Consider the following 25,798-nt stretch of genomic DNA (forward strand, 5'->3'; position numbering starts at 1 on the left):
CAGAATAATTCGGTACTATTGAACATCAGGACTAGAGTTGTGAGTTTGGTGTGGTAACTCAACTGATGGCTCTAGTCCTCTTATTTTTCAAGTCAATTTCTTATCCGCGATTCGGGTTAATTAAAACAATATACGGATTCATTGGTTTTAAACACTATTTAACAGATCTTTTAAAAGATCTCTAAATTGGTATCATTTGACTATTGTTTACATATCTAGGACATCGCCAAGATAAATAATATTATCCATTTACGCTTTGTCGCAAGCGTGTCAGACCTCAAAAAGAACCCAATGGAAGTGGTCAATAACGGCTTTGGTGAAGCAGTCGCTATCCTGAACCGTAATAACCCAGCATTCTATTGTGTACCTGCGGATATGTATGAACGCCTGATGGATCTGATTGAAGACAAAGAACTGCTTAAGCTTGCTGAAGAAGTGCAAGCTGAAAGCACTGTAAAGCTAAGCCTAGATGACCTACACGCTCAAGTTCACAAAAACCCTGCTTAATAAGGTTTGATACGTTCAGCCACACTTTGATGCACACACCGAACCCCAATGGTGCAAAATGGTCTATTTTTTAGGCATACTTAAAAAATAAATCATTCTTGTTTTGCCTCAATTTGCGTATGTAATTAATTTCCCAAGCATTCTGCTAAAATTTCACTCTATTTTATATTGTGGCACGCTTTATGCTTTTATTCATATACAACTATAAATAGAGGAGAGCAATACACTTGATCACTCAATTACAAACAGCAGCTAACCATTCATGTATAAAAATAATAGCAAGGACATGAGCAATCAAAATGGAATAAACTGGTGAAATACAAAACTTACTTTTGCTTTAGAACAAGCCCCATCTCACTGTTATGGGGCTTTTTTTCGCTTTTTTATCCAATTTCATTTATCACGTCCCAATAAGCACAAACTGGCACGCTTTCTGCATTTTCCTAAGTAATACGAAATTTTGGTTTTGTAATATCCACAGGAGATGCACATGAACAATCCGAACTCAAATAAAAAAATGCATCCATGGCTTCACTTTCTGGTTGAGCTTCTTAGCGTACGCGCAGGCTTTCACATTAAACAATCTTCACAATATCAACCCAAGGATCAACATCGTGCCTAAACAAAAATTGGCACGGATCAGTATTACCGTGCCAGAAACCACGCTGCATGCGATGGATCAAAAAATTGTCGAGCAGCACTATGAAAGCCGCTCGCAGGCCATTGTCGACATGATTAACCGTCACCTGATTGATGATCTGGTGATTCGCGATGAAGTCATGGTCGGCACACTTACCTTGCTCTATGACGTTAGCCTGAAACCGCTGCGCAGTCAGTTGGTCGATCTGCAACAGCAGTATCTGGCACAAGTCATCAATTCGCTTCATATCCAGCTGGATGATGAAAAAATTCTGCAAGTCATGCTGATGCAGGGCGCGAGCAGTGATCTGAAAGAAATTAGCGAACAATTTATTGCACTGAAAGGCGTAATTAAAGGGCACCTCGAACTGATGGATGCCGTCATGCCACCTATTCCACAAAATACCGAACACACTTAAGGAGAACAGCTGTGCACAACTTATGGACTGTACAGGACTGGCAACACGCCTACCAGAATAACAATATCCAGCTTAGTGACCTGATTGAGTATGTTGCCGGGTTGAATAATGACGATCATGCCTGGATATCAATTGCGACGGCAGCACAATTACAGGCACAAATTGATGCATTGACTGGTGCAGATATTGCAAGCTTGCCACTTTATGGGGTGCCATTTGCAGTCAAGGACAATATTGATGTTGCAGGGTTCTATACCACAGCAGCATGTAAAGAGGCAGCTTATCTGGCGACTTCCGATGCAACAGCAGTAGCCAAATTAAAAGCTGCCGGTGCGATTGTCGTCGGTAAAACCAATCTGGACCAGTTTGCAACGGGGCTGGTTGGCGTGCGTTCTCCATACGGCGCAGTGAAAAACAGCTTTAATCCTGAATATATCAGTGGCGGTTCGAGTTCCGGTTCCAGTGTAGTAGTGGCAAATGGATTAGTGCCATTTTCACTAGGCACAGATACCGCAGGTTCTGGCCGTGTTCCGGCGGGTCATAATAATATTGTCGGACTTAAACCGACCAAAGGCTGGTTCTCAACCTCAGGCCTGATTCCGGCTTGTCGTAGCATCGATGTGATTTCGATTTTCGCCTTAACAGTGGATGATGCCTGGCAGATGGCGCAAGTCATGCAGGGCTATGATGCCAGCGATGATTATTCCCGAGTACATCCTCAGAATGTACCGAGCCAATTTTCAAAAGGAAAAATTGCCATTCCCGATACGCTGGAATTTTATGACGATGCTGAAACTGAAAAAGCATTTCAACTGGCAATCTCCCGGGTACAAGACTTGGGCTATACGGTAGAGACGATTGATTTTGCCCCATTTCAACAACTGGCAACGGCGCTGTATAACCGCTCGTGGGTGGCTGAACGTACCAGCGCAGTTGAAAAAATGGTGAAACGTGAGCAGACCCATGCGGTGATTAGTCAAATTATTGCGCAGGCAGACCAGTTTAGTGCTGTCGATGCCATGCAGGATGAATATGAACGCGCCCGACTTAGCCGTATCATTCAAGATACGCTGGCAGATTATGATGCCTTGATGGTGCCCACCGCACCCACCATTTATAGCATTGCAGACGTAGAAGCTGACCCTCTGGTAAAAAATAGCCACATGGGCGCTTATACCAATTTTGTGAACTTTGCCGATCTGTCGGCTTTGGCGCTGCCAAATCGCATTCGTGCCGATGGTCTGCCAACTGGTGTGACCTTTATTGCGCCAGCCTGGATGGATGAAGCACTGGCCAAGTTCGGGCAAAAATGGCAGCAGACGAGCCAGTTAAAGCTCGGAACCTCTGAACGGGCCTATGAAAAAACCACGGAAATTTCATCCAGTCATAGTGTCAAACTGGCTGTCGTTGGGGCACATCTAACCGGTATGCCGCTGAACTTTCAGCTTACCACACGCGGTGGTACCCTGATCAAGCAGACCCGGACTGCTTCGCATTACAAACTCTATGCCTTAAAAAATACCACACCGCCAAAACCCGGTTTGCAATACAACGCGACAGGTTCCTCGATTGAAGTAGAGGTCTGGGATATTCCGCGTGCACTGTTCGGAGACATTGTTGCAGAAGTACCGGCACCATTGGGCATTGGCAATGCCCAGCTCATTGATGGCACCTGGGTTAAAAGTTTTATCTGTGAAGGTTATGCGCTTGAAGAGGCTACAGATATCAGTCATTTCGGTGGCTGGCGCGAGTTTATGAAATCCAGACAACTTTCAAATACTAAATTTAAATGCGAATGCATAGGGGAAGTCGCAAAATGATCAAAAAAGCACTGATGTCAGTCTCCGTACTGTCTGCAATCCTTTTAAGTGGTTGTGATAATACTGCCAAAGTACCTGAGCCAAATGCCAAGGCAGTAGGGAGTGTGACTACCCAGCCCATCCGTATTGGTTATAGTGACTGGCCCGGATTTGTGGCCTGGCAGGTAGCGATTGAAAAAGGCTGGCTGGAAGACGCCGGAGTCAATGCTGATTTTAAATGGTTTGATTATTCTGCTTCACTCTCTGCATTTGCGGCGAATCAGCTGGATGCAGTGATGGTAACCAATGGTGACAATCTGGTGACTGGCTCAGGGGGGACCAAAGGTGTGATGATCATGGCAACCGACTATTCAGCCGGAAATGATGTAATTATTGCCAAGAATGGAATTAATTCGATTCAGGATCTGCGCGGTAAAACCATTGCCACTGAAAAAGGCCTGGTCGATCACTTGCTACTGTCTACTGCACTGGATGATGCCAAAGTTGGCCTGAATGAGGTCAAACTGGTCAACACCATGACCAATGAATTGCCACAGGTATTTGCAACTTCCGATATTGATGCGATTGCGGTATGGCAGCCAGTGGCGAATCAGGCTTTATCCGCGGTGGCCGGTTCAAAAATTATTTTCACCTCTAAAAATAAACCTGGTCTGATCTACGATACCTTGACCGTCAATCCAGCCCATCTGGAAGCCAATAAAGAGCAATGGAAAAAGGTGATTCAGGTCTGGGATAAAACAGTTAAATACATCAATGACCCGGCTACACGTGAAGATGCTGCACAGATCATGTCTAAACGTGTCGGTGTAGATGCGAAAACCTACATGCAGTTTATTGATGGCACGCATTTACTGGATCTGGCCGCAAACAAGAAAGTCTTTACCAAAGGTGATGGTTTCGACTCGATCTATGGCTCCAGCTACCATGTCAATAAATTCAATGTGAGTAACGGGATTTATACGACTGAAATGAATGTGGATGGCGTTATTGTTCCAACACTAGTACAAGAACTTAAATAGTGCATGTATTCTCATTCTAGAAGATAATTTAAACCAATAAAAAATCCCCCAGTCTGGGGGATTTTTTATTGGTCAGATGAATATTAAAAAATTAAAGCTGTGTACTTTTAGAAAATACATTGATAAAAATAATGCCAAGAATCATGAATGCCAGACCAATCAGTGCGGGAAGATCCAGTTGCTGTTTAAATACCAGCAGGCCAACCGTTGAAATCAGGATAATACCGGCACCTGACCAGATTGCATAAGCAATGCCCATCGGGATGGTTTTCATGGTTAATGACAGGAAAAACAGGGCAACTGAATAACCAAGTATTGTGGCAAGCGAAGGCCAGAGCACGCTAAAACCATTGGAGGCTTTGAGTGCAGAAGTCGCAATGACCTCTGCAATAATGGCAATTGAAAGATATAAAAAAGACATATTCCTCCTTATAACACCCGTTCTGCATGATGCATCAGGTGATCCTGTTCTGACTTCAGCCATTTTTGAGCCTCAGTAGGCGTGGGTGTTTTGTGCTGAAACGCATAATCCGGTTGGTACATATCCAGCTCAAAAATCAGGTCAATGTCGCGACCATCTAAACTCACATGCTGAATCAGACTGGTTTCATTGAGAACTTCAAAATTTTCCAGATTAAAGGCTTTGCCTGTTTCACCGCTACGAGTGCTATAAGTTTTGCTTTGACTATCAGTCCCGATAGAAACCTCAAAACTTTCTAACAAGGCAAAAACAGTTGGATCAACGGCTTTTAAGTCCATTGTTTCAACTGTATTTTGTACTTCTGGTAAACGTGTCAGGGCATAGGCAATATGATCAGCACAAATAATCAGACCACCATCCATTTCCAGATTCTGACCGGATTGGACATCAAACGCAGACTGAAGACGCAGCCCTAAAAATAAACCGCGTTGTACCTGCTGGCGCCAGTCTTCGACATAGACATTACTTGGAGAAAATTCCAGAATGCAGTTGCCAATCGCATGTAACTTGGCTGGTTCCGGCCACTGCACATGATTCTGGTAATTGGCATAGTCTTTCACTTCCCAGGATAAAAGCTGGCTGGCATCGTCCCAAAATGTGTTACCAATCCAGCCTTGGCGTTCAGGGACAGCTGTCTGTGTCTGGTGCTTTAGACGCAGGTCAATAGTAAAGCTGCGCGACTGGAACCAGTACACAATGGTATTTTCATCGGTCAGACCATTAAAAAAGCTGATACTTTTACGTCGAAAAGCGCCATATAAAAAATTAGGAATAATCTCTGGTTGAGGGGTGGTGGGTTTTAAAGTCTTAATCACTTCAAACAGATTCATGATGCTGTCTCCGCCTGTTCCTCAAGGCCAAAAGAGGAAAGTGGTACAGCATTTTTAAGTATCAGTTCTCCGCTAGCAACGCGCTGTTTTAAATAATGAAAAGTCTGTGCGGTCTGGTTAAACAGGTGTTCTCCGCCCATCAGGGCAGAATATTTGCGATCTTCAGTTGGAATGACCGGTTCGATCACGGTGTCATAATTACAAGCACAAAATAATGGAAATGAATAACGTTCTTCCGAGACCTTTTTCACCCGATGCCTGGTCGCAAGGTATTTACCATTGGACAGAATTTCCATCATGTCGCCAATATTCATCACCAGAGTATTTTCAATCAGTGGAATATCGACCCATTCACCGGCTTTATTCAATACCTGTAAACCGGGTGCAGTCGGTAGTAGTAGGGTGAAGCATTCATAATCGGTATGTGCGCCTATGCCTTCGGCATCCTGTATTTCCGGATTATAGGGATAGTGGATTAAACGCAACTGGCTTGGTGCATTGGTAATTTTATCTGCGAAGAAGTCCTCCTTGACGCCTAGTGCCAGTGCAAAGGCAGCAAAAATTTGCTGGCTGATCCCACGCAAGTGGCCATAATACTGGCTGACGGCTGCCTGAAAATTTGGATCTTCTGGCCATAACGTTGGTCCTAGCAAAGGACAGTCTGTTTCAGGTCCCTGATAGTCATAATTCACATCATAGGCTTCTTTTAAGTCATAACTGTTGCCTGCAAACTGTTCTTCACCAATCGGTACATAGCCACTATGATTTTTGGATTTGCCTATATAATGCTGCATCTTGGTGTCCAGATCCTGGTCAAAATAAGACCGGGTCACTTCAATCAGGGCTTTGACGTAGTCAAAATTAAACTGGTCACCTTTGAGATAAAGAAAACCAACCTCTTTACAAGCCTGATCCAGTGCAGTCACAACTTCAAGGCGGTCAGGCAAATGAGGGCTTTGGAGTTTTGAAATATCAACAAGTGGTAATACATATTGCTCATGCATGGTAATCACCTTAATTGTTGGTCGTCCAACACTGCGATTAAAACCTTTGGGTCGTCCCAAGGGCTTTTTAATAAGGGTTATTTTGTGCTGCTGACTTTGGTCATGCGCGGAATGACCGGAAGTTCTGCCAGTGCCGGATCAAGCTCATCTTCTTCAGCATGCACCAACTGATTAACATGCTGGCGTAGCTGTTTAAATTCCGGGGTTAACATGACGTCAGGAAGGCGTGGACGAGGGAGGTCTACTTCAATAATTTCCTTGATTTCACCCGGATTAGCTTTGAGCGCCACAATACGGTCAGCCAGTAAAATTGCTTCATCCATATCGTGGGTGACAAAAATGATGGTGATATCGATGTTTTGCCAAAGATCCATCAGGTGACGCTGCATTTTTTGTCGTGTATGTGGATCGAGAGCCCCAAAAGGTTCATCCATCAGCAGAATTTTCGGTTCATTTACCAATGCGCGGGCAATCGCGACACGCTGCTTCATCCCGCCTGACAGTTCATGCGGATACTGGTTTTCATATTTTTCCAGACCAATAATATTGATCCATTCACGCGCCTGCGCTTCAGCCGCTGCACTGCTTTGACCTTTCATACGTGGGCCAAACATGACATTTTCTTTAACAGTTTTCCATGGAAACAGGGTATAGCCCTGAAACACCATGCCACGCTCAGGACTTGGGCCGGTAATGGGCTGGCCATCGACCAGAATCTCACCACTGGTATAAGGATCCAGTCCGGCTACTACACGGCTAAAGGTTGACTTGCCGCAACCAGAAGGTCCAATTACACAGATGAATTCACGCTTATGAATTTTCAAATTTAGTGCATTTAGAACCGTACGTTCGGTTTTGCCATGACTGAATTTTTGTGTCAGTTGCTTCGCTTCCAGAATCACCGGACGGCTATAAATCTTGTCAAAGTATTCGCGGGTATTAAATTCAGTGTTTTGCATCAGTTAGCTCCCGGTTTCCATTTAAATAAGCGTTGTCCCAGTTTCATTAAAATCACATCACACAGCAGGCCGATTACACCGATAATCAGGATAGCGGCAAAGACATTGGGAAAGTTCTGATAGCGGGCTTGCTGGGTAATGAACCAGGTAATTCCGGACGTACTGCCGATCAGTTCAGCCACGATCAGGTAAGTCCATGCCCAGCCAAGCAGGACACGCAGATTGCGGTAAATTTCAGGCATGGCCGCTGGAATCACCACATAAAACAGGCTTTTGATTTTATTGGTACCTAAGGTGAAACCGGCTTCAATCAGGCTGCGATCAACCAGACGAGTAGTGTTGGCAATCAGCAGAATCATCTGGAACAGGGTTCCAATCACAATAATGGCTATTTTAGGTGCATCATTGATCCCTAATATCGCAACTGCAAGTGCACCAAAAGCCGGAGCGGGCAAGTAACGGAAAAATTCTACAAATGGCTCAGTCAGCTGGGAAATTTTATTGGAAAAGCCACATAAAATCCCCAGTGGAATGCCGATCAGACAAGAAATAAAGAATGCAGTAAACACCAGCTTGATACTGTGCCACAGGCTTTCATAAAACCAGGGCGCATTTGGCTGAGCAGGAGGGGTCGTAAACGCAGTCACCAATGCAATCGCCACTTCATGCGGGGCTGGCAAATAGATGGGATTGACCAGAATGCCTTGGGGAGGCGCCAGTCCCTGATCCACTGCCGACTGGGCAGCGGCAAAAAACACTTCTTTATCAATTCGGCTATTGACCTGTAAATAGCTAACACTACCCGGGTTGGTAATCTCGACCTGTGGATGCCAGATGAATGGCAAATAGCTCACCGCGCACCAGATCAGAATTGGTATTAAAAAAGATCCCAAGCCAAGTAGCAGCTTATTTCTTGGACTGAGTTCACGTGCAACGTAACTCATAGTGTTGCCCCTCAATATTACAAATTTTATAAAACGTAATACTGATTAAGCAAAATGGATGCCAGATCAGACATAAAGTATGGTTTAAACTTAAAAAAGCATTTATTGGGGTAGAAATAAAAAAGACCTGAATGTATCAGATCTTTTTTATTGCAAGAGATACGAGGCTTTAGCTGAGTATCGCTTCGTTTTGACATTCAAGACTATAGATGCATTGTGCTGCAATCTGTTTTTTCTCTGCTTCAGAGATTTCGCCCCCCATCCCATTTTTCAATTTGTTCGAGTAACCCGATAAAATCGGAAAGCTGCGGTTTAGCACTTTCACCCACAAAACTACGGATGATGTTTTAAATTTTATGATAGTCATACACATGGCGTTGTGCGGAGCATTCAAACTGGATAATCTGGTAATCGACCAGCATGTCCCAGACTTGGGACAGGTCAGTACGCTGCTTTAAATCCGCTTGGGCTTTCTGGATAGCATTTACCAAAGCTTTCAAGGTGCATGGATGCAATTCTGTCCATTCCTGAGGCATGGCTAGAATCTTATCGGCAATCTTGGGAATGACATTATTTAAGTCGCGCTTTAGGTGTAGATCATCGGATTGAAGTCGATTATCAGCAGCTCGAGTGATGTGAAGATGACATTTTTGTCTTGATGACAGATGGTGTCTATGAGTTTATCGACATGCAGCAGATTTCGGATCTGCTGCAACAGAAACAAAACCTGGATAGCATTGTCAAAGCCATGGTCGAACTGGCATTGAAGCGGGGCAGTGATGATAATCTCACCATTCAAATCATTAAAGTAGAGCAACTGCCTGAGGAGAAATCCTTTCAGATCAAACCCGATGTTCTGTTTCCGCAGCAGCTGAGTCATGCCGATCTGTTCAAAGGTTACCGGATTGATAAAATTCCGCACCAAAATCATCGTAGCAGCCTTTATTTGGCGCATGATGAAGCCACACACACTCAGCTGGTCATCAAAACGTTGTCCGTTGATGTACAGGATGATCTGAAAGCCATAGAACAATTTCAGTTGGAAGACTGGGTATCAAAACGTTTGAAACATGAAAACCTGATGCAATGCTATCCACATAAGGGCAGCAAGAAGTTTTTATTTCAAAGTTATGAATACCTGCAAGGGGAAAGCCTAAGCCGATGGCTGCATCGTCAAAAAACTGCCTTAACTCTCCAGCAACTGATTCCTATCATTGAACAAGTGTCAAAAGCACTGAATGTCATGCATCGACTTGAAATGCTGCACCAAGATGTACGACCAGAAAATGTGATGCTGCTCGAACCTTGTTGATACCTTAAAAGTTAAACTGATTGACTATGGTTCAACTGCGGTCAGGGGCTTGGTGGAACTGAATCCTAAACATGCAGATGTTCCTTTAGGAACCTTAGCCTTTATGGCACCTGAATATTTTATTGGCCGCTCGCCTTCAGTAAAGTCAGATCAGTTTTCACTGGCGGTGATGAGTTATTATTTATTGACCCGACAACTACCTTATGGAACAGACCTCGCACGCTGCAAGACTGAAAAGACCTTAAAGCAGGTTCTCTATCATCCACTCTATGAGTATCGGCCAGATTTGCCGTATGGTCTGGATACTATTTTAAAAAAAGCGCTATCCATTCGCCCGGAGCATCGTTATGAGGCACTTCCAGCATTTATATATGATCTTAAACATCCAGATCTCAAATCTAAAAAATCTGTTCCACCTCCTCTGCTCGAACGGCATCCTGTAACTTTCTGGAAATATTGCACAGTAATTCTGTTTATCTTATTGCTTTTGGTGTTTGCGCTGCATTTTAGCCCATGAAAAGCATTTAAATATGCAATTGAACGCTTTGTTTATTCAGGTAAAAAATCGGGTGTGATTTAAGCTGTGCTGCAGTCAAAATATCTGCTTATTTTTTAAAGATTTTTATATTTTTGCGATGACTGACTATTTATCCTGCTGGATTATTTCTATAAGATAGAAAACATATTTGAAAAATCAAATAAGCATAAAAACATTGGAATAATAATTGCTTATTTTTAATACCATTAGAATAAAAAGGTAAATAAGATATGAAAATTCAATTTTTTAAGCTGATTTTAATATTGGGTAGCAGCATTATTATGAGCCAGACCAGTCTCGCTGGAGATGGTGGCTTACGTTTTGCTGAAAAGAATCAGGAAAAAGTAGCGCAAATTCAGGCCAAGAAGAAATCGGCAGAAACACAAACTCAGGCACTACAAGCAAAAGCCAATTCAGAGTCGAAATAGTAAAACAGTATCAATGAAAAATGCTTGATGATCAGGCCAGATCTGATGGATCAGTTGTTTTGATTGGAAGACACATGTCATATTTTTTTAATGCTAATCAGCAAAACTCCCGCATATTTCAAGCAATAGGGGGAGTTTTTGTGTTTTTTCGGCTCAGAAAAAATTATTGATTCTGTTCCTCGTCCTGTTGTTCCTGACGCAGTTGATCCCGCTGACGCTGTGGATCCGGAATGCCCAATTGACCTCGCTGAATCTCTTGATCCTGTTTTTCTTGAGGATCAAGTTGTTCTTCAGTAAGTTCATCATTGGTATGATCGACTGGATTTACCATGGTCATTTATCCTCTAAAACGCTTTCTTCTTTTTATTGTATAAATGCAGCCAAATGATTCTGTGACTTTTATACTTGAGTTGGTTTTCTATCTTGTTGCTGTTGTAAGTTTTAGCGATATTTTATGGGGGAGTTGATTAACATTTAATTCAGTCAAGAAATCTAAAATAAAAAAATCCAAAAAACCTTAAGTGAATATAGTTCATCAAATATACTTAAAAGTGAACAAAACTAAATAAATAAAAAAGAAATGGGTTATGCTACCGATAGATTAAGTGTTATCAGTCTTTTGAATTTTCCGGTATTTTCCATGATAGAACTTCGCCATTTAAAAACTTTAACTGCTCTTCGGGAGCATGGTTCCTTAGTTGCAGCAGCCAGTGATTTGTGTCTAACCCCCTCTGCTGTGTCGCATCAGCTGCGTGAATTAGACCAATGGTTCGGTGTTGAAGTGGTGAATCGGCGTAGTCGTCCCGTAAGCTTTTCGAATGTGGGACAAAGATTATTAAAGCTGGCGGATGAAATATTACCGCAAGTTCAAATTGCACAGGGTGATATTAGCCGCATTGTACATGGTCAGACCGGAAAAATTGTTTTCTCCTCTGAGTGTCATAGCTGTTTTGACTGGCTAATGCCGCTACTCAATCAATACCGGATGCAATATCCGGATGTAGATCTTGATTTTGATTCAGGTTTTGAATCCAATCCGCATGAATTATTACAAACTGGAGAGTTTGACCTGCTGATTACGGCTGATCCGATTGCGTTAAAAGGCATTGAATATTTTCCGATTTTTGAATATGAATCACGTCTGGTTTTATCCAATACGCATCCACTGGTTCGTGTGAAAGACATTACTGTTCAGGAACTTGCTGAAGAAACGCTGGTGACCTATCCGGTGGATAAACACCGTTTAGACATCATGTCGCGCTTGTTTATTCCCGCTAATATATTACCCAAAGCCATTCGCACCACTGATTTGACTCAAATGCTGATTCAACTGGTGGCCAGCGGTCGAGGGATTGGGGCATTGCCAGACTGGGTAGTAAATGAATATGAACAGAAAGGCTGGGTGACATCACGCCGTTTAGACTGTGTGGCACCTGAAGGCTTACGTCGTACTTTATACGCCGGTTACCGTACAGAAGAAAAACAGAAAGATTATTTTGAGGGCTTCTTGAAACAGCTTGAACGGTTTTCCAAGAAAAGACAGGTCTATTACAGCTAATCTTCGAATCATTAAAATATTTAAGCCAGGCATATTAAAAAATCCTGCATTGTCAGGATTTTTTAATATGCCTGCTTGTTTCTACAGGATTTCAACTTTCTATAAGATAAAGAGGCTAATCTTGCGTATTTTGATTCATTAAATAGTGAACTTCAGCCAATTTTCGAAATTCAAGAACTGGTTTAGTCCAGAATAAATTTTTATGCATATTATGTTTTGCCAATTGTAAATACATATGTGCAGAATTAAATATCATATCATTTAATATCAATCACTTAATATTTAAGTTATTGGAACTTGTGAGTATATGGTTGAGATCCTGCAAGTTTAATTTTAATAAAAAGATTAAAAAAATAAAAAAACATACGCTGATCAGTCAGTTTTTTGGCAGAAAATAACTCCTTAAAATAACAATGTTGATCTATGCTACCGCATAATTTTTAAACTGATTTCCTTGTATAAAACGGAATCACGTATACAGGATTGTATAAACTCGCCATGCACATGACAAAAATTCCTCTCAAGAAAAGCCCGCTTAGCCTCATGATCCTGTCGGTGGTCTCGGGACATCTGTATGCTGAAACTGTCGCAGAATCAGGCAATGTTCAAAAATTGAATACCATAGTGATCAGTGCTGAACAAAATGCCAATCCGCAGCAGCAATATCAGGCCGAGCTTGCCAGTACTTCAGGTGGAACCAGTTTTATTTCAGCTCAGCAGCTTGAGCATCAACATGTTGCGAACAACGCCGATGTGTTTCGTCTACAACCCGGCATTTATGCTCAATCCCCCGGTAATGAAGGGGCCAAAATTTCCATCCGCGGTTCTGGTATAAACCGGACTTCGGGAGCCCATGCCTCTGGGACCTTTGTTCTGATTGATGACATTCCATTTACCGGGCCGGGTGGGACAGCATATGAATTATTAGAACCATGGTGGATTGATCATGTTGGCGTATACCGTGGTGCAAACGGTTTTCAACAGGGTGCACTGGCTCTGGGCGGGGCTATCAACTATAAAAGCAAGACTGGCGCTCAGCAGAATGGTTCTGAACTGAAGTATGAAGCAGGCAGTCATGGCTATCAGAAATATCAGTTGAGTACCGGCCGCAAGCTGGATCAGCTGGATTATTATCTGGTGGTGACAGCTAACCAGTTTGACGGAATTCAGGATCATGCCGAAGGCGATGGCAAGGGTTTGGCTTTTAATCTCGGCTACCAGATTAGTCCGGATATCGACACCCGATTTTATGCCCGTTACCGTGAGAGCAAGCATCTGACACCAGGACGTCTAACTCAGGAACAGTTAAAAAATAATCCTGAAACAGCCAATAGTTTTAACTTGGCCGTGGATGCCAAGCGTATTCAGCCGGGCAGTACCTGGCTCGCTAATGCCACCACCTGGAATTTGCAGGATGATGCAAAACTGACTGGTAGTCTGGCATATCATCATTATCCGCTGGATTTACGTGAGAGTAGTTATCGTACCAATGTCGATTATGATGATATTAGCGCACGTATTCAGTATGAAAAGCCTTATCAGCTCTTGGGTCTGGAACATCAGGGACGTATTGCCTTGCGGAGTATCACTCATCGCCCAAACAGTGGAGTTACTGAAACTATCCGACGCGCCACTACGATTGATGGAACTTTATATCCGGCAGATACAGTCACACGCCGTTATACCTATCGTGGTTCAGACAATGTACTGAAATTTGACCAGAAAACAGCACTAAATGATCAACTTTCTTTAGATCTAGGAATTGCAGCAGTTTATGCACATCGTGAAAGTGAAGTGACTTATCCGGTTGCCAGTCCTAAAGTCAATCAGTATGAGTGGGATTTTGCCCCACGTCTGGGAATCACTTATCAGCCAAATGAATCTTTGCAATGGTTTGCCAACTTAAGCCGTAGTATTGAGCCGGCACATCCTTGGGCAATGGCTTGGTCATCACCGTATTATTTTGACGAAGGGGTTGCCTCAGGTCGGGTACGTGCTCCGATTCATCTAAAAACCCAGACTGCAAATATACTGGAATTGGGTGGGCGTGGACAAGCGGGTTTTGGGGATTGGGCTCTGAGCTATTATTACTCTAAAGTTAAAAATGAACTGTTAACTTCGGAACTGGTTAAAACTTATGGGGATGGATCGAATCGACCTTCTGAGCCAATTGCTGTTGAAGCGAATGCCAGCCCAACCATTCACCAAGGCGTCGAACTCAGTTTGGACACACCTCTGGGCGAATTTAAACATGGCGAGTTACGCTTGCAACAGGCTTATACCCTCAGCGATTTTCACTACAAAAATGACCCTTTATTTGGAAAAAACCAGTTACCCGGAATACCTAAACACCTGTATCAGGCACAGCTCAGTTATGCATTGAATAATGGTCTTTATATTGGCCTGAATACCGAATATGCCTCCAAAATGGCGCATGATTATGCCAATAGCCGATTCAGTGACGGCTATCAGATCTGGGGCATTGATCTCGGCTATGTACCTGAAAATCAGTCCTGGAAAACCTGGATTAATTTCAAAAATATCACCGATGAAAAATATGCTGCACTGGTTATTCCAGGTTATAACGATCAGGGTGCAGATCTAGCACGATCTTCTCCAGGAGAAGGTTTCTCTACTTATGCAGGCGTTTCTTTCAAGTTTTAAACTGTAGATTTTTAAGGGTAAAAAAGAGCGGGGATTAGCCCGCTATTTTTTATACATGATTCATTCAATTATTAACTCTGAATAATTCCAGTAACGCCCGTGACAATCATATCAATCGCAATGGTACCGATCAGCAGCGCAGCAACACGCCCGACAATATCGACATATAAATCTATGTAATTAGAGTATTTGTGCTGTAAATGGTCATGCAGATATTTCATCAGGATCAGCAGACTGCAGGTCAGAAACAGGGTTGAGAAAATTACCAGAATGGTTTGCCATAAACTAAGTTGAATCCCAGTAATCACGGATGCCGAAATAGTACCCGGGCCAATCATAAACGGCATGGCAATGGTGCCTGCCAGATGACTGGGTGCGCCACGCATCACGCCAATAGTATCGGCACCTTCAAACACATACCGATAGCCAATGACCAGAAAGATAATACCGCCAAAAATCTGGAAGGATTCAAAACGGACATGTAGCACTTCCTGAAAGAATGCCTCACCGGTCTTGGCAAAAATAATAAAGACGATAAAGCTGATCAGGCTGCCCTGGATCAATGCCATATTAAATACTTTGGCCTCGGAATTACGGATAATTCCGAGCATGTAAATACTCATCAAAAATGGATTGAGCAGGGAGAAAAACAGGGCAAAGGCATGTAAGCTTTCTGACATCATCAATTCCTTCTAAGACCTTGGGCGATATTAATTTTCTCGGTCTGGGAACAGTGGGCGTTTCCCCGGACTGATCCGGTTAATATGCAGATACATCATATGGCGTTCATATTTATCCAGAATGTCATTAATCACCTGTTCTTTGCTATATCCCACCAGATCATTGCCCTGAGAGCCTTCAAAAAGATAACTTTCCAGACGGTAGTAATAACGTTTGGTACGTTTACCACGGGCACTGAAGTTTGGCGTGTCATAACGTACCGGCCAAATTGCATAGACAAAGTTTTCTTCTTCATCCAGCTGGATCACCAGATCCAGATGATACAGTTCAGGCTCATGATCGACCGGTTTTTCCTGTACGACGACTTGTACACCTTTGCTGATCAGCTCGCTGGCCACAGCCTCAATGGCCGGTTTACAGACTTCATCTAGCATGCTGCGGGTTTGGCTCAAGCTAGGGTGCAACATGACCCGGCTTAGACGTTTCTTCCAGTTAAAGATGTCGACATTACCCACTACCGGCGCAGCATTCAGACTGGTACTAGCCTGACGGAAGTCTTCAAGTCGTAACGATTTATATAAACCAGCCATGACAAAGAAGATCACAAAACTAAAGGGCAAGCCCATAATAATAGTGGTGTTCTGTAACGCAGTCACGCCGTTGGCCATCAGCATCGCCAAGGTCAGCAAACCAATGGCAACAGCCCAGAAAATACTAAGCCAGCGCGGAGAGTCATGCTCGATATTGGTAAATTTGGTGGTGAAATTCCCCAGTACCAGGGCTCCAGAATCTGCCGAGGTTACATAGAACAATAAACCGGTAATCGTGGCCACTCCTGCGGTAAACATAAAGCCTGGATATTGTGCCAACAGGTCATAAAAACCGTGTGCCGGATTATCGAGAACTGTGGCTGCCAGTTGAGTATTACCATCAAAAATCACGCTATATAAGGCGCTGTTACCAAAAATAGATAACCAGGTCAGGGTGAATAACAATGGAATAACCAAAGTCCCAGTGACAAATTCACGAATAGTACGGCCACGGGAAATACGCGCGAGAAATAAGCCCACAAACGGCGACCAGGCAATCCACCAGGCCCAGAAGAACAGGGTCCAGCTATTCATCCATTCTTTAGGCTGTTCAAAAAGGAAAACTGGTCAAAGACAGTTGGGGGAACTGACTGATGTAGTCGCCAAAGTTCTGGATTAAGGCACCCAATAAAAATTCGGTATTGCCGACGAACAAAATGAACAGCAGCAAGCCGATTGAGACATAAATGTTGATCTCTGAAAGAATGCGAATACCTTTATTCACTCCGGCAGCCACAGAAAAAATGGTAATAATCACAGCTACCACAATTAAAGCAGCCTGTACCCAAATATTTTCCGGCAAATCAAAAAGCACATGTAGCCCATAATTCAGCTGGACCACGCCAATCCCGCAGGTGGTGGCAATACCAAAGATCGTACCGAGTACCGCAGCAGTATCCACCGTATGTCCAATCGGACCATTAATTTTTTTACCAAAGATGGGATAGAGTGCGGAACGGATAGTCAGCGGCAAATTGTAGCGATAACTGAAATAACCGAGCGCGACCCCAATTAGCGCATACATGCTCCAGCCAGTTAAACCATAGTGAAACAGGGTCCAGACCATGGACTGGCGTGCAGCCTCAAAAGTTTCGCCTTCACCCACAGGCGGATTCATATAATGGGAAAGAGGCTCTGCAACTGAGAAAAACATCAGGTCAATCCCGATCCCGGCAGAGAACAGCATCGCAGACCAGCTCAGCAGACTGAATTCGGGTTTGGAGTGTTTGGGACCCAATTTAATCTCGCCATAACGGGAGCAGGCGATAAAAATGATAAAGACCAGATAGAGCGTTGCGGCCAACAAGTAATACCAGCTAAAGGTACCACTGACCCAGTTCAAAATATTGACAATGACCTGATTGGCCTGTTCATTAAATAAAATGGTGATGATAGAAAACAGCAGAATAATCGTTGCCGACAAATAAAAGACCACCTTATTCAGACTATCTTGCACCTCTTCGTTTTTCTTTTGCATAAATCCATGACCATCGTTTTATTGCCGGATGATCTACAGTGCAGTGTGACTTGAAAGCAGGAGCCTGCCATAAAGCTGCCTTGTTCATGTGAATTACAAACTTTTGCAAATCCAAAACAAACTGCGCTGTACATCAAGGGTGAGCTGGCACTATAATTTTTATTAATTGAACGTTCAATTAAAAAAAAGTTTATAAATTGTTACACCATTCCACTATTTATTGAGCAGAATGGTTTTCTATTGTTATATCTGTTATGCAGGTTAGTCCTATGCCAAAAGTGGGTATGCAACCGATTCGTCGTCAGCAACTTATCGACGCCACCTTAGCGGCTGTAAATGAATTGGGCTTTGCTGAAACCTCAATTAGTCAGATTGCCCAGCGTGCCGGAGTATCAACCGGCATCATCAGTCATTATTTTGGTGGTAAAAACGGGTTAATTGAAGCAACCATGCGTTATTTGTTGCAGCAGTTAGGCAAAACTGTGGCAGAGATGAAGACCCAACTGGATGACACACCAGAACAGCGTTTAATTGCCATTGTTCATGGAAATTTTGCTGCGCCCCAAACCAATAAGGCGGCCATGAAAGTCTGGCTGGCATTTTGGGCCAGCAGTCTGCATCAACCCGATTTACACCGTTTACAGCAGGTCAATCATTACCGCTTACATTCCAATATCAAGTATGAATTCATGAAAGTGCTGCCAAAGGAACAGGCAGAAAAAGCCGCTCAAGGTCTGGCAGCACTTATTGATGGCTTCTGGTTAAGGGGCGCGCTGGTCAATGAAGAGCTTGACCCGGAAATGCCGATAGAACTTTGTAGTGACTATATCCGGCAGCAACTCAAGAATTACTCATCTGCGAGGAAATCCCATTGACACATTTTAATCTGCAACATCCTTATATCCACGGACAATTTGTTGATGCTACATCCAACAGCACATTTGAAACAATTAATCCTGCAACTGGTGAAGTTCTGGCAGAAGTCCAGATCTGTAGCAAAGACGATATTGACCGTGCGGTAAAATCTGCACAGCAAGGCCAAAAAGTCTGGGTTGAAATGACCGCTATTCAGCGTTCGCGTATTTTAAACAAGGCAGTTGCGATTTTAAGAGAACGCAATGATGAGCTGGCACGGATTGAAAGCCTGGACAGTGGTAAGGCTTTTAGCGAAACCTCAACCGTAGACATTGCTACAGGTGCAGATGTTCTCGAATACTACGCCGGTATTTTGCCAGCACTTGAAGGACAGCAGATTCCGCTTCGAAGCAGCTCATTTGTTTATACCCGCCGCGAACCTTTGGGGATTGTGGCCGGGATTGGTGCATGGAACTATCCGATTCAGATTGCCTTATGGAAATCTGCCCCTGCACTGGCAGCAGGTAATGCCATGATTTTTAAAGCCAGCGAAATAACACCTTTAACTGCATTAAAACTGGCAGAAATTTATACTGAAGCGGGTGTACCGCATGGTGTATTTAATGTGGTTACAGGCAGCGGTGAAATTGGTGGCTATCTGACTTCGCATCCGGGTATTGCCAAAGTGTCATTTACTGGTGGTGTTGCGACGGGTAAGAAAGTCATGGCTCAAGCCGCAGACTCAAGCCTGAAAGAAGTCACCATGGAACTGGGTGGGAAATCACCCCTGATTATCTGTGAAGATGCGGATCTGGATTTGGCAGCTGATATTGCCATGATGGCGAACTTTTATAGTTCCGGTCAGGTCTGCACCAATGGCACCCGCGTATTTGTGCCCTTGGCCTTAAAAACTGAATTTGAAGAAAAAATCCTGCAGCGTATTCCTTATATCCGCATGGGTGATCCGCTAGACTCAGAGACCAACTTTGGTCCGGTTTCCAGTTTCCCGCATATGGAAAAAGTGTTGGGCTATATTGAACAGGGCAAAAAAGAAGGTGCACGTTTACTCTGTGGAGGAGGTCGTGCGACTGAAGGGAAACTGGTCCAAGGAGCCTATGTCTTGCCAACGGTTTTCACCGATTGCCGAGATGACATGACCATTGTACGTGAAGAAATTTTCGGGCCGGTCATGAGTATTCTCAGCTATGACTCAGAAGAAGAGGCTATTCGCCGTGCCAATGCTACAGAATATGGTCTGGCGGCTGGTGTCGTTACTCCCAATTTATCTCGAGCACACTCACTGATTCATCAGATTGAAGCGGGTATTTGCTGGATTAATACCTGGGGCGAATCGCCAGCAGAAATGCCAGTTGGTGGCTATAAACATTCGGGTGTAGGTCGTGAAAACGGTATTGTTACCTTGCAACACTATACCCAGACCAAATCGGTTCAGGTGGAATTGAGTCCTTTCCAGTCCGTGTTTAGCGCATAAGAAGGCCTCAGATTTATGAATTATGATTATATTATTATCGGGGCAGGTTCGGCCGGGAACGTGCTGGCAGCACGGCTGACTGAAGATCCTGACATTAAAGTGCTTTTGCTGGAAGCAGGTGGTCCGGATCACCGGCTGGATTTCAGAACCCAGATGCCGGCTGCCCTGGCATATCCTTTACAGGGACGTCGTTATAACTGGGCCTATCTGACCGATCCTGAACCTTATATGAATAACCGTCGTATGGAATGTGGGCGCGGTAAAGGTCTGGGTGGCTCATCGCTGATTAACGGCATGTGCTACATTCGTGGCAATGCCATGGATCTGGAGCAATGGGCCAGCCTTAAGGGGCTGGAACACTGGAACTATGCCGAATGTCTGCCATATTATAAAAAATCCGAAAGCCGGGATATTGGTGGCAATGACTATCATGGTGATGCTGGTCCGGTATCGGTAGCAACCCCTAAACAGGGCAATAACGAACTGTTTCATGCCATGATCGAAGCCGGTGTACAGGCTGGTTACCCACGTACCGATGATCTGAACGGTTATCAGCAGGAAGGTTTCGGTCCGATGGATCGTACTGTTACGCTGCAGGGTCGCAGATCCAGTACTGCACGCGGTTATCTGGACATGGCCAAAAGCCGCGACAACCTAACCATTATTACCCATGCCATGACCAATCGGATCCTGTTTAGCCAGAAGCAGGCAATTGGGGTGGAGTATTTCGAGGAGCAAAATACCTTACAGCCCGTTCAGGTATTTGCCGATCGGGAAGTGCTGCTTTGTGCCGGTGCGATTGCATCTCCGCAAATTTTGCAACGTTCCGGAGTGGGGCCGGCAGCATTATTAAAAAGTCTGGATATTTCTGTGGTTCAGGATTTGCCGGGCGTGGGTGAGAACCTGCAAGACCATCTGGAAATGTACTTACAGTATAAGTGCAAAAAACCGGTCAGCTTATATCCGGCATTGAAATGGTATAACCAGCCCATGATTGGTGCGGAGTGGCTATTTCTGGGAAAAGGGATTGGTGCCAGCAACCAGTTTGAAGCAGGTGGATTTATCCGCTCTTCAGATGAATTTGAATGGCCAAATATCCAGTACCATTTCCTGCCGATTGCCATTAATTATAATGGCACCCATGCCATTCACGAGCATGGTTTCCAGGCTCATGTCGGCTCCATGCGTTCGCCGTCGCGTGGTCGTGTCCGCCTGAAATCCAAGGATCCATTCGAGCATCCAAGTATTCTGTTCAACTATATGAGCACCGAGCAGGACTGGCGTGAATTCCGTGCTGCCATCCGGATTACCCTGGAAATTATGCATCAGCCGGCGCTGGATCCCTATCGCGGCGAAGAAATCAGTCCGGGAAAAAATCTGCAAACAGATGTAGAAATTGACGAATTTGTTCGTCATCATGCAGAAACCGCGTATCATCCGTCCTGTAGCTGTAAAATCGGTGAAGATGACATGGCGGTTGTAGATGGCTACGGACGCGTGCATGAAATGCAGGGTCTACGTGTAATTGATGCCTCGATTATGCCTTTGATCATTACCGGCAACCTCAATGCAACCACGATTATGATCGCTGAAAAACTTGCCGATCATATTCGTGGCAAACCTGCTCTTGTACCTTCATCGGCACCTTTCTACAAGGCGGCCCACGCTTAAATCATGACTTTATTCCTGTTGTCTGGCAAAGCAGGAGTAAAGCCAATTTCAATTTTTGTCCCAGAGCCTGATAAAACCTTGACTGGTTTCGGTTTTATCTTCGCTTTGCTTAATACAATTTATATTTTATGAAAATGTTAAATAAAACAGTGCTGTTTGGCTGTGCTGCTGTTTCAAGTCTTTACTGTTATGCCGATGATGCGGAAGTAAAAAAAATAGAAGCAAGCGGAAACCTGAGTGTGGTTTCCAAATATGTATCCCGCGGTTTAACCAATGCACCTGAAGATGATGATATTGCCCTGCAGGCAGCACTGAATCTGGCCTATGGCAATTTTTATGTCGGATACTGGGGTTCTACGCTTGGATATTCTTATGCAGAAGTGCAGGGGCGCAAGGGACATCGTTCAGAAAAATTCGAACATGATTTTCTGGTGGGCTATACCCATAGCAGTGAAAATTATGATTGGGATTTATGGAATGCGACCTATTATTATCCGGGCGGAAAAAACACCACCGGTAATGAGCTGGGTTTAAATGTCAGCCGTACACTTGATGAAAAAACCAGTATTGCTGCGAGCATATCGACCTATCTTTATGATGTGGTCTATGCCAATCAGGGCGATACCTTTTATACGCTTAACCTCAGCCACCAGTTAAATGATCGCCTCAATGCCAGTGTTACAGCAGCGGGAAGCTATTTTAACGATGAAGGCAAATACGAAGGTGGTGAACTGGGTGATACGGAAAAACAGTTTACCTTTCGTTATGCTTCTGCTGGACTCAGTTATGCACTTTTACCCCAGTTGAGCCTGTCAGGTGAATATATCTTTGGGGGTTATGACCGTTACGATGACAAGCAGCGTGATCTGGCCGTATTTGCACTGAGCTATGATTTTTAAACTCATGTAAACATGCAGACAAGGTAGATAAAAATCAGCCTTGTCTGCTGTTTATTGATATACAGTATAAGCCATGACTTGTAATTGATTCATACACGGGCAGGGCAAGAAAGAATGAAGAACGGGTTTAATCTGCCAGAAACTCAGACAAACATTATCAATTTCATAAAATAATTCTATAATAGCGCCCATTCTCGGTTGCGTTATCCAAACACTTATGCGAATGGCATAACCCTGACCATTTTCTATTTTTCATTCAAGTTCTCCTCCGTGATCCGGCTTGTATATTCAGATTTAGCATCTTATCTGTCCGTGACGGCACATAAGAATATTTAGGTATCCACATGGAAATTAAGGTCAATTATCTCGATAATCTTCGCCAGGAAGCCAAGTTCGATGACTTCACGGTGATAGCCGATCAGCCGATCCGCTATAAAGGCGATGGTTCAGCACCCGGCCCATTCGATTATTTTCTGGCGTCGTCGGCACTTTGTGCGGCTTATTTTGTCAAAGTCTATTGCGCAGCACGTGACATTCCAACCGATAATATCCGCCTGTCGCAAAACAATATTGTTGATCCTGAAAACCGCTATAAACAGATTTTTAAAATTCAGGTGGAACTGCCGGCTGATATTTCTGAAAAAGACCGCCAGGGGATTTTACGTTCGATTGACCGTTGTACCGTAAAAAAAGTGATTCAAACTGGTCCTGAATTTGTCATTGAAGAAGTGGAAAGCATTGATACAGATGCTCAGGCCTTATTAATGCCAAGTCTGGCTTCTGAACATACGACTTTCATTCCGGGTAAAGACCTGCCCTTGGAAGAAACTATTGCCAATATGTCTGCAATTCTGGCGGGCCTCGGCATGAAGATTGAAATTGCGTCTTGGCGTAATATCGTCCCGAATGTATGGTCGCTACATATCCGGGATGCACAGTCGCCAATGTGTTTTACCAATGGTAAAGGCTCGACTAAAGAAAGTGCGTTGGCGTCGGCACTGGGCGAATTTATTGAACGTCTGAACTGCAACTTCTTCTATAACGACCAGTTCTGGGGTGAGGATATTGCCAATGCCGAATTTGTGCATTATCCGGATGAAAAATGGTTCCAGCCAGGTCCGAATGGCGAACTACCTGCAGAAATTTTAGATGAACATACCCGTGAAATTTATGATCCTGAAGATGAACTCTTAGGTACTCATCTTTATGATACCAACTCGGGAAATACTGCCCGTGGCATCTGTTCACTGCCATTTGTGCGTCAATCAGATGGTAAAACGGTTTATTTCCCATCAAATCTGATTGAGAACCTTTACTTAAGTAATGGTATGAGCGCAGGCAATACACTGGCTGAAGCGCAAGTACAATGTCTGTCTGAAATTTTCGAGCGTGCGGTTAAACGTGAAATTCTGGAAGGTGAATTGGCACTTCCGGATGTGCCTGAGCATGTCTTGGCAAAATATCCAAAAATTGTTGAAGGCATTCAAGGTCTGGAAGAGCAAGGCTTTCCGGTACTGGTTAAAGATGCCTCTTTGGGTGGACAGTTCCCAGTGATGTGTGTGACCTTAATGAATCCACGTACTGGCGGTGTATTTGCTTCATTTGGCGCGCATCCAAACTTTGAAATCGCTTTGGAACGCAGTCTGACCGAGCTTTTACAGGGCCGTAGTTTTGAAGGTCTGAATGATCTGCCAAAACCAACCTTTAGCAGCAATGCCGTGACTGAACCAAACAACTTTGTTGAGCACTTTATCGATTCAAGTGGTGTGGTGTCCTGGCGTTTCTTTAGTGCCAAAGCAGATCATGAATTTGTCGAGTGGGATTTTACCAATAACGGTCAAAACTCCAATGCAGATGAAGCTCAAGCGTTATTCACGATTCTGGAAGACATGGGCCATGAAGTTTATATGGCAGTCTATCAACATCTGGGTGCAACGGCTTGCCGTATTCTGGTGCCGGGTTATTCTGAAGTCTATCTGGTGGAAGATCTGGTTTGGGATAATACCAACAAGGCCTTGTTATATCGTGAAGATATCCTGAATCTGCACCGCCTGGATGATGAACAACTGGAAGCTTTGGTTGAACGTCTGGAAGAATGTGAGCTGGATGATTACACTGAAATCAAAACCTTGATCGGTATCGAGTTCGATGAAAATACTGAATGGGGCCAACTCACTATTCTTGAGCTGAAACTCCTGATCTATGTAGCTTTGCAGCAATTTGAAGAAGCCAAAGATCTGGTTGAGCAGTTCCTGCAGTTCAATACCAATACCGTTGAACGTGGCCTATTCTACCAGTGCATGAATGTAGTTCTGGAAGTTATTCTGGATGATGACATGGAACTGGAAGATTATGAACATAACTTCCGCCGTATGTTTGGTAATGCACGTATGGATGCCGTTTTAGGTTCAGTAGAAGGGACAGTTCGTTTCTATGGTTTGACCGAAACCAATATGCAGCTTGAAGGGCTGGATCGTCATTTACGCCTGATTGACAGTTACAAGAAACTGCATGCGGCGCGTGCCAGATTTGTAGCAAATCAAAAATCTTGATGAATGACTAAAATTTTTTGTCATTTGTTTTAAATCTTGAAGATGGCTTACCTGATTTTGGTTAAGCCATCTTTATATCCGACACGCTATACAATCTTTTCTATTATTCCTATTCTAACTTTATTAATCCCAGCTCCCTATGGAACTGGGATTACCTAAAAAATTAAAGTGAAGTGTTAGTACTAACTGCTTCAAAATTGGGTATGTGAATGAGAAAAATAAATTTATTTCTCTCATTCACAAGAATTACCTTACATATTCGGGTATGAGAACTTGCGGAATATATTCCTCATTTGCAAGATTACCCCTAGCATTACATGTTAGGGTAATTCGGACCACCGCCACCTTCCGGTGTTACCCAGGTGATGTTCTGGGACGGATCCTTGATGTCACAGGTCTTGCAGTGTACACAGTTGGCTGCATTGATCTGGAAACGCTTGGAACCGTCATTATTTTCCA

Annotated in this window: 21 protein-coding genes and 3 pseudogenes; 14 read left to right on the top strand and 10 right to left on the bottom strand. The window is 43.8% G+C overall.

Annotation, left to right across the window (positions count from 1 at the left end):
* Nucleotides 1-291: 291 nt before the first annotated feature.
* From KUG37_RS13185 to KUG37_RS13200, 5 genes are all read left to right on the top strand, one after another.
* On the top strand, nt 292-507 hold the full coding sequence (locus tag KUG37_RS13185; protein ID WP_254202709.1) for an antitoxin: 216 nt from the start codon (nt 292-294) through the stop codon (nt 505-507).
* 490 nt (nt 508-997) lie between these two features.
* On the top strand, nt 998-1,129 hold the full coding sequence (locus KUG37_RS14860) for a hypothetical protein (protein WP_302052329.1): 132 nt from the start codon (nt 998-1,000) through the stop codon (nt 1,127-1,129).
* Entirely contained in the window at nt 1,122-1,565 is a 444-nt protein-coding gene (locus KUG37_RS13190) for a CopG family ribbon-helix-helix protein (RefSeq protein ID WP_004280384.1), read from the top strand. Before KUG37_RS14860 ends, KUG37_RS13190 begins: the two co-directional genes overlap by 8 nt.
* Nucleotides 1,566-1,576: 11 nt before the next feature.
* The gene (atzF, locus tag KUG37_RS13195) at nt 1,577-3,385 is read left to right on the top strand and encodes an allophanate hydrolase (RefSeq protein ID WP_216937040.1); all 1,809 of its coding nucleotides are present in this window, start codon (nt 1,577-1,579) and stop codon (nt 3,383-3,385) included.
* Nucleotides 3,382-4,404 carry an ABC transporter substrate-binding protein gene (locus tag KUG37_RS13200; RefSeq protein ID WP_216940550.1) on the top strand — a complete coding sequence of 341 codons (1,023 nt, stop codon included), beginning with the start codon at nt 3,382-3,384 and terminating at the stop codon, nt 4,402-4,404. Before atzF ends, KUG37_RS13200 begins: the two co-directional genes overlap by 4 nt.
* 91 nt (nt 4,405-4,495) lie before the next feature.
* Here the strand turns inward: KUG37_RS13200 and KUG37_RS13205 are convergent, their stop codons facing one another.
* The 6 genes and pseudogenes from KUG37_RS13205 to KUG37_RS13230 form a co-directional block, all read right to left on the bottom strand.
* Complete coding sequence (locus KUG37_RS13205; protein ID WP_216937038.1) at nt 4,496-4,825, bottom strand: multidrug efflux SMR transporter; 330 nt, start codon at nt 4,823-4,825, stop codon at nt 4,496-4,498.
* 8 nt (nt 4,826-4,833) lie between these two features.
* Nucleotides 4,834-5,715, bottom strand: a complete 882-nt coding sequence (locus KUG37_RS13210; protein WP_216937037.1) for a hypothetical protein — start codon at nt 5,713-5,715, stop codon at nt 4,834-4,836.
* A complete protein-coding gene (locus KUG37_RS13215) occupies nt 5,712-6,719 on the bottom strand; it encodes an isopenicillin N synthase family oxygenase (RefSeq protein WP_216940551.1) in 1,008 nt (335 codons plus the stop codon). Before KUG37_RS13215 ends, KUG37_RS13210 begins: the two co-directional genes overlap by 4 nt.
* A 77-nt stretch (nt 6,720-6,796) precedes the next feature.
* Complete coding sequence (locus tag KUG37_RS13220) at nt 6,797-7,678, bottom strand: ABC transporter ATP-binding protein (RefSeq protein WP_216937035.1); 882 nt, start codon at nt 7,676-7,678, stop codon at nt 6,797-6,799.
* Nucleotides 7,678-8,622, bottom strand: coding sequence for an ABC transporter permease (locus KUG37_RS13225; RefSeq protein ID WP_216937034.1), 945 nt, complete (start codon nt 8,620-8,622; stop codon nt 7,678-7,680). The genes KUG37_RS13220 and KUG37_RS13225 overlap by 1 nt, the downstream gene beginning before the upstream one ends.
* 169 nt (nt 8,623-8,791) lie before the next feature.
* Nucleotides 8,792-9,194 (bottom strand): annotated as a pseudogene (locus KUG37_RS13230) (nitrate transporter); the annotation flags it as partial.
* Between KUG37_RS13230 and KUG37_RS13235 the strand changes: the two are divergent.
* A pseudogene (locus tag KUG37_RS13235) lies at nt 9,191-10,451 on the top strand (protein kinase); the annotation flags it as partial. The pseudogenes KUG37_RS13230 and KUG37_RS13235 sit on opposite strands and share 4 nt — an antisense overlap.
* Nucleotides 10,452-10,702: 251 nt before the next feature.
* Entirely contained in the window at nt 10,703-10,900 is a 198-nt protein-coding gene (locus tag KUG37_RS13240) for a hypothetical protein (protein WP_216937033.1), read from the top strand.
* A 163-nt stretch (nt 10,901-11,063) separates the two neighbouring features.
* Here KUG37_RS13240 and KUG37_RS13245 read toward each other — a convergent pair whose 3' ends face one another.
* Entirely contained in the window at nt 11,064-11,237 is a 174-nt protein-coding gene (locus KUG37_RS13245) for a hypothetical protein (RefSeq protein ID WP_216940555.1), read from the bottom strand.
* 303 nt (nt 11,238-11,540) lie between these two features.
* On the opposite strand from KUG37_RS13245, the gene KUG37_RS13250 reads away from it, so the two are divergent.
* Together KUG37_RS13250 and KUG37_RS13255 are read left to right on the top strand one after the other, a co-directional pair.
* On the top strand, nt 11,541-12,458 hold the full coding sequence (locus KUG37_RS13250) for a LysR family transcriptional regulator (protein ID WP_216937031.1): 918 nt from the start codon (nt 11,541-11,543) through the stop codon (nt 12,456-12,458).
* Nucleotides 12,459-12,956: 498 nt separating this feature from the next.
* Complete coding sequence (locus tag KUG37_RS13255; RefSeq protein WP_216937030.1) at nt 12,957-15,122, top strand: TonB-dependent receptor; 2,166 nt, start codon at nt 12,957-12,959, stop codon at nt 15,120-15,122.
* Between the two features lie 71 nt (nt 15,123-15,193).
* On the opposite strand, the gene KUG37_RS13260 is transcribed toward KUG37_RS13255, so the two are convergent.
* Nucleotides 15,194-15,805 carry a MarC family protein gene (locus KUG37_RS13260; RefSeq protein WP_254202708.1) on the bottom strand — a complete coding sequence of 204 codons (612 nt, stop codon included), beginning with the start codon at nt 15,803-15,805 and terminating at the stop codon, nt 15,194-15,196.
* Between the two features lie 27 nt (nt 15,806-15,832).
* Nucleotides 15,833-17,884 (bottom strand): annotated as a pseudogene (locus KUG37_RS13265) (choline transporter).
* 255 nt (nt 17,885-18,139) lie between these two features.
* On the opposite strand from KUG37_RS13265, the gene betI reads away from it, so the two are divergent.
* The 5 genes from betI to KUG37_RS13290 all read left to right on the top strand — a co-directional run bounded on the left by betI (nt 18,140) and on the right by KUG37_RS13290 (nt 25,339).
* Nucleotides 18,140-18,745 carry a transcriptional regulator BetI gene (gene betI / locus KUG37_RS13270; RefSeq protein ID WP_216937028.1) on the top strand — a complete coding sequence of 202 codons (606 nt, stop codon included), beginning with the start codon at nt 18,140-18,142 and terminating at the stop codon, nt 18,743-18,745.
* Nucleotides 18,742-20,217, top strand: coding sequence for a betaine-aldehyde dehydrogenase (gene betB, locus KUG37_RS13275; protein ID WP_216937027.1), 1,476 nt, complete (start codon nt 18,742-18,744; stop codon nt 20,215-20,217). Before betI ends, betB begins: the two co-directional genes overlap by 4 nt.
* Before the next feature lie 15 nt (nt 20,218-20,232).
* On the top strand, nt 20,233-21,888 hold the full coding sequence (gene betA, locus KUG37_RS13280) for a choline dehydrogenase (protein WP_216940552.1): 1,656 nt from the start codon (nt 20,233-20,235) through the stop codon (nt 21,886-21,888).
* Between the two features lie 128 nt (nt 21,889-22,016).
* Entirely contained in the window at nt 22,017-22,787 is a 771-nt protein-coding gene (locus KUG37_RS13285) for a hypothetical protein (protein ID WP_216937025.1), read from the top strand.
* A gap of 344 nt (nt 22,788-23,131) precedes the next feature.
* Entirely contained in the window at nt 23,132-25,339 is a 2,208-nt protein-coding gene (locus KUG37_RS13290) for an OsmC domain/YcaO domain-containing protein (RefSeq protein ID WP_216937024.1), read from the top strand.
* Nucleotides 25,340-25,652: 313 nt separating this feature from the next.
* Here KUG37_RS13290 and KUG37_RS13295 read toward each other — a convergent pair.
* Nucleotides 25,653-25,798, bottom strand: a 146-nt coding sequence (locus tag KUG37_RS13295) for a 4Fe-4S dicluster domain-containing protein (RefSeq protein ID WP_216940465.1), incomplete at its 5' end; no start/stop codon positions are given.

This window comes from Acinetobacter sp. BY419 (assembly GCF_019038395.1).
Classification (GTDB): Bacteria; Pseudomonadota; Gammaproteobacteria; order Pseudomonadales; family Moraxellaceae; genus Acinetobacter.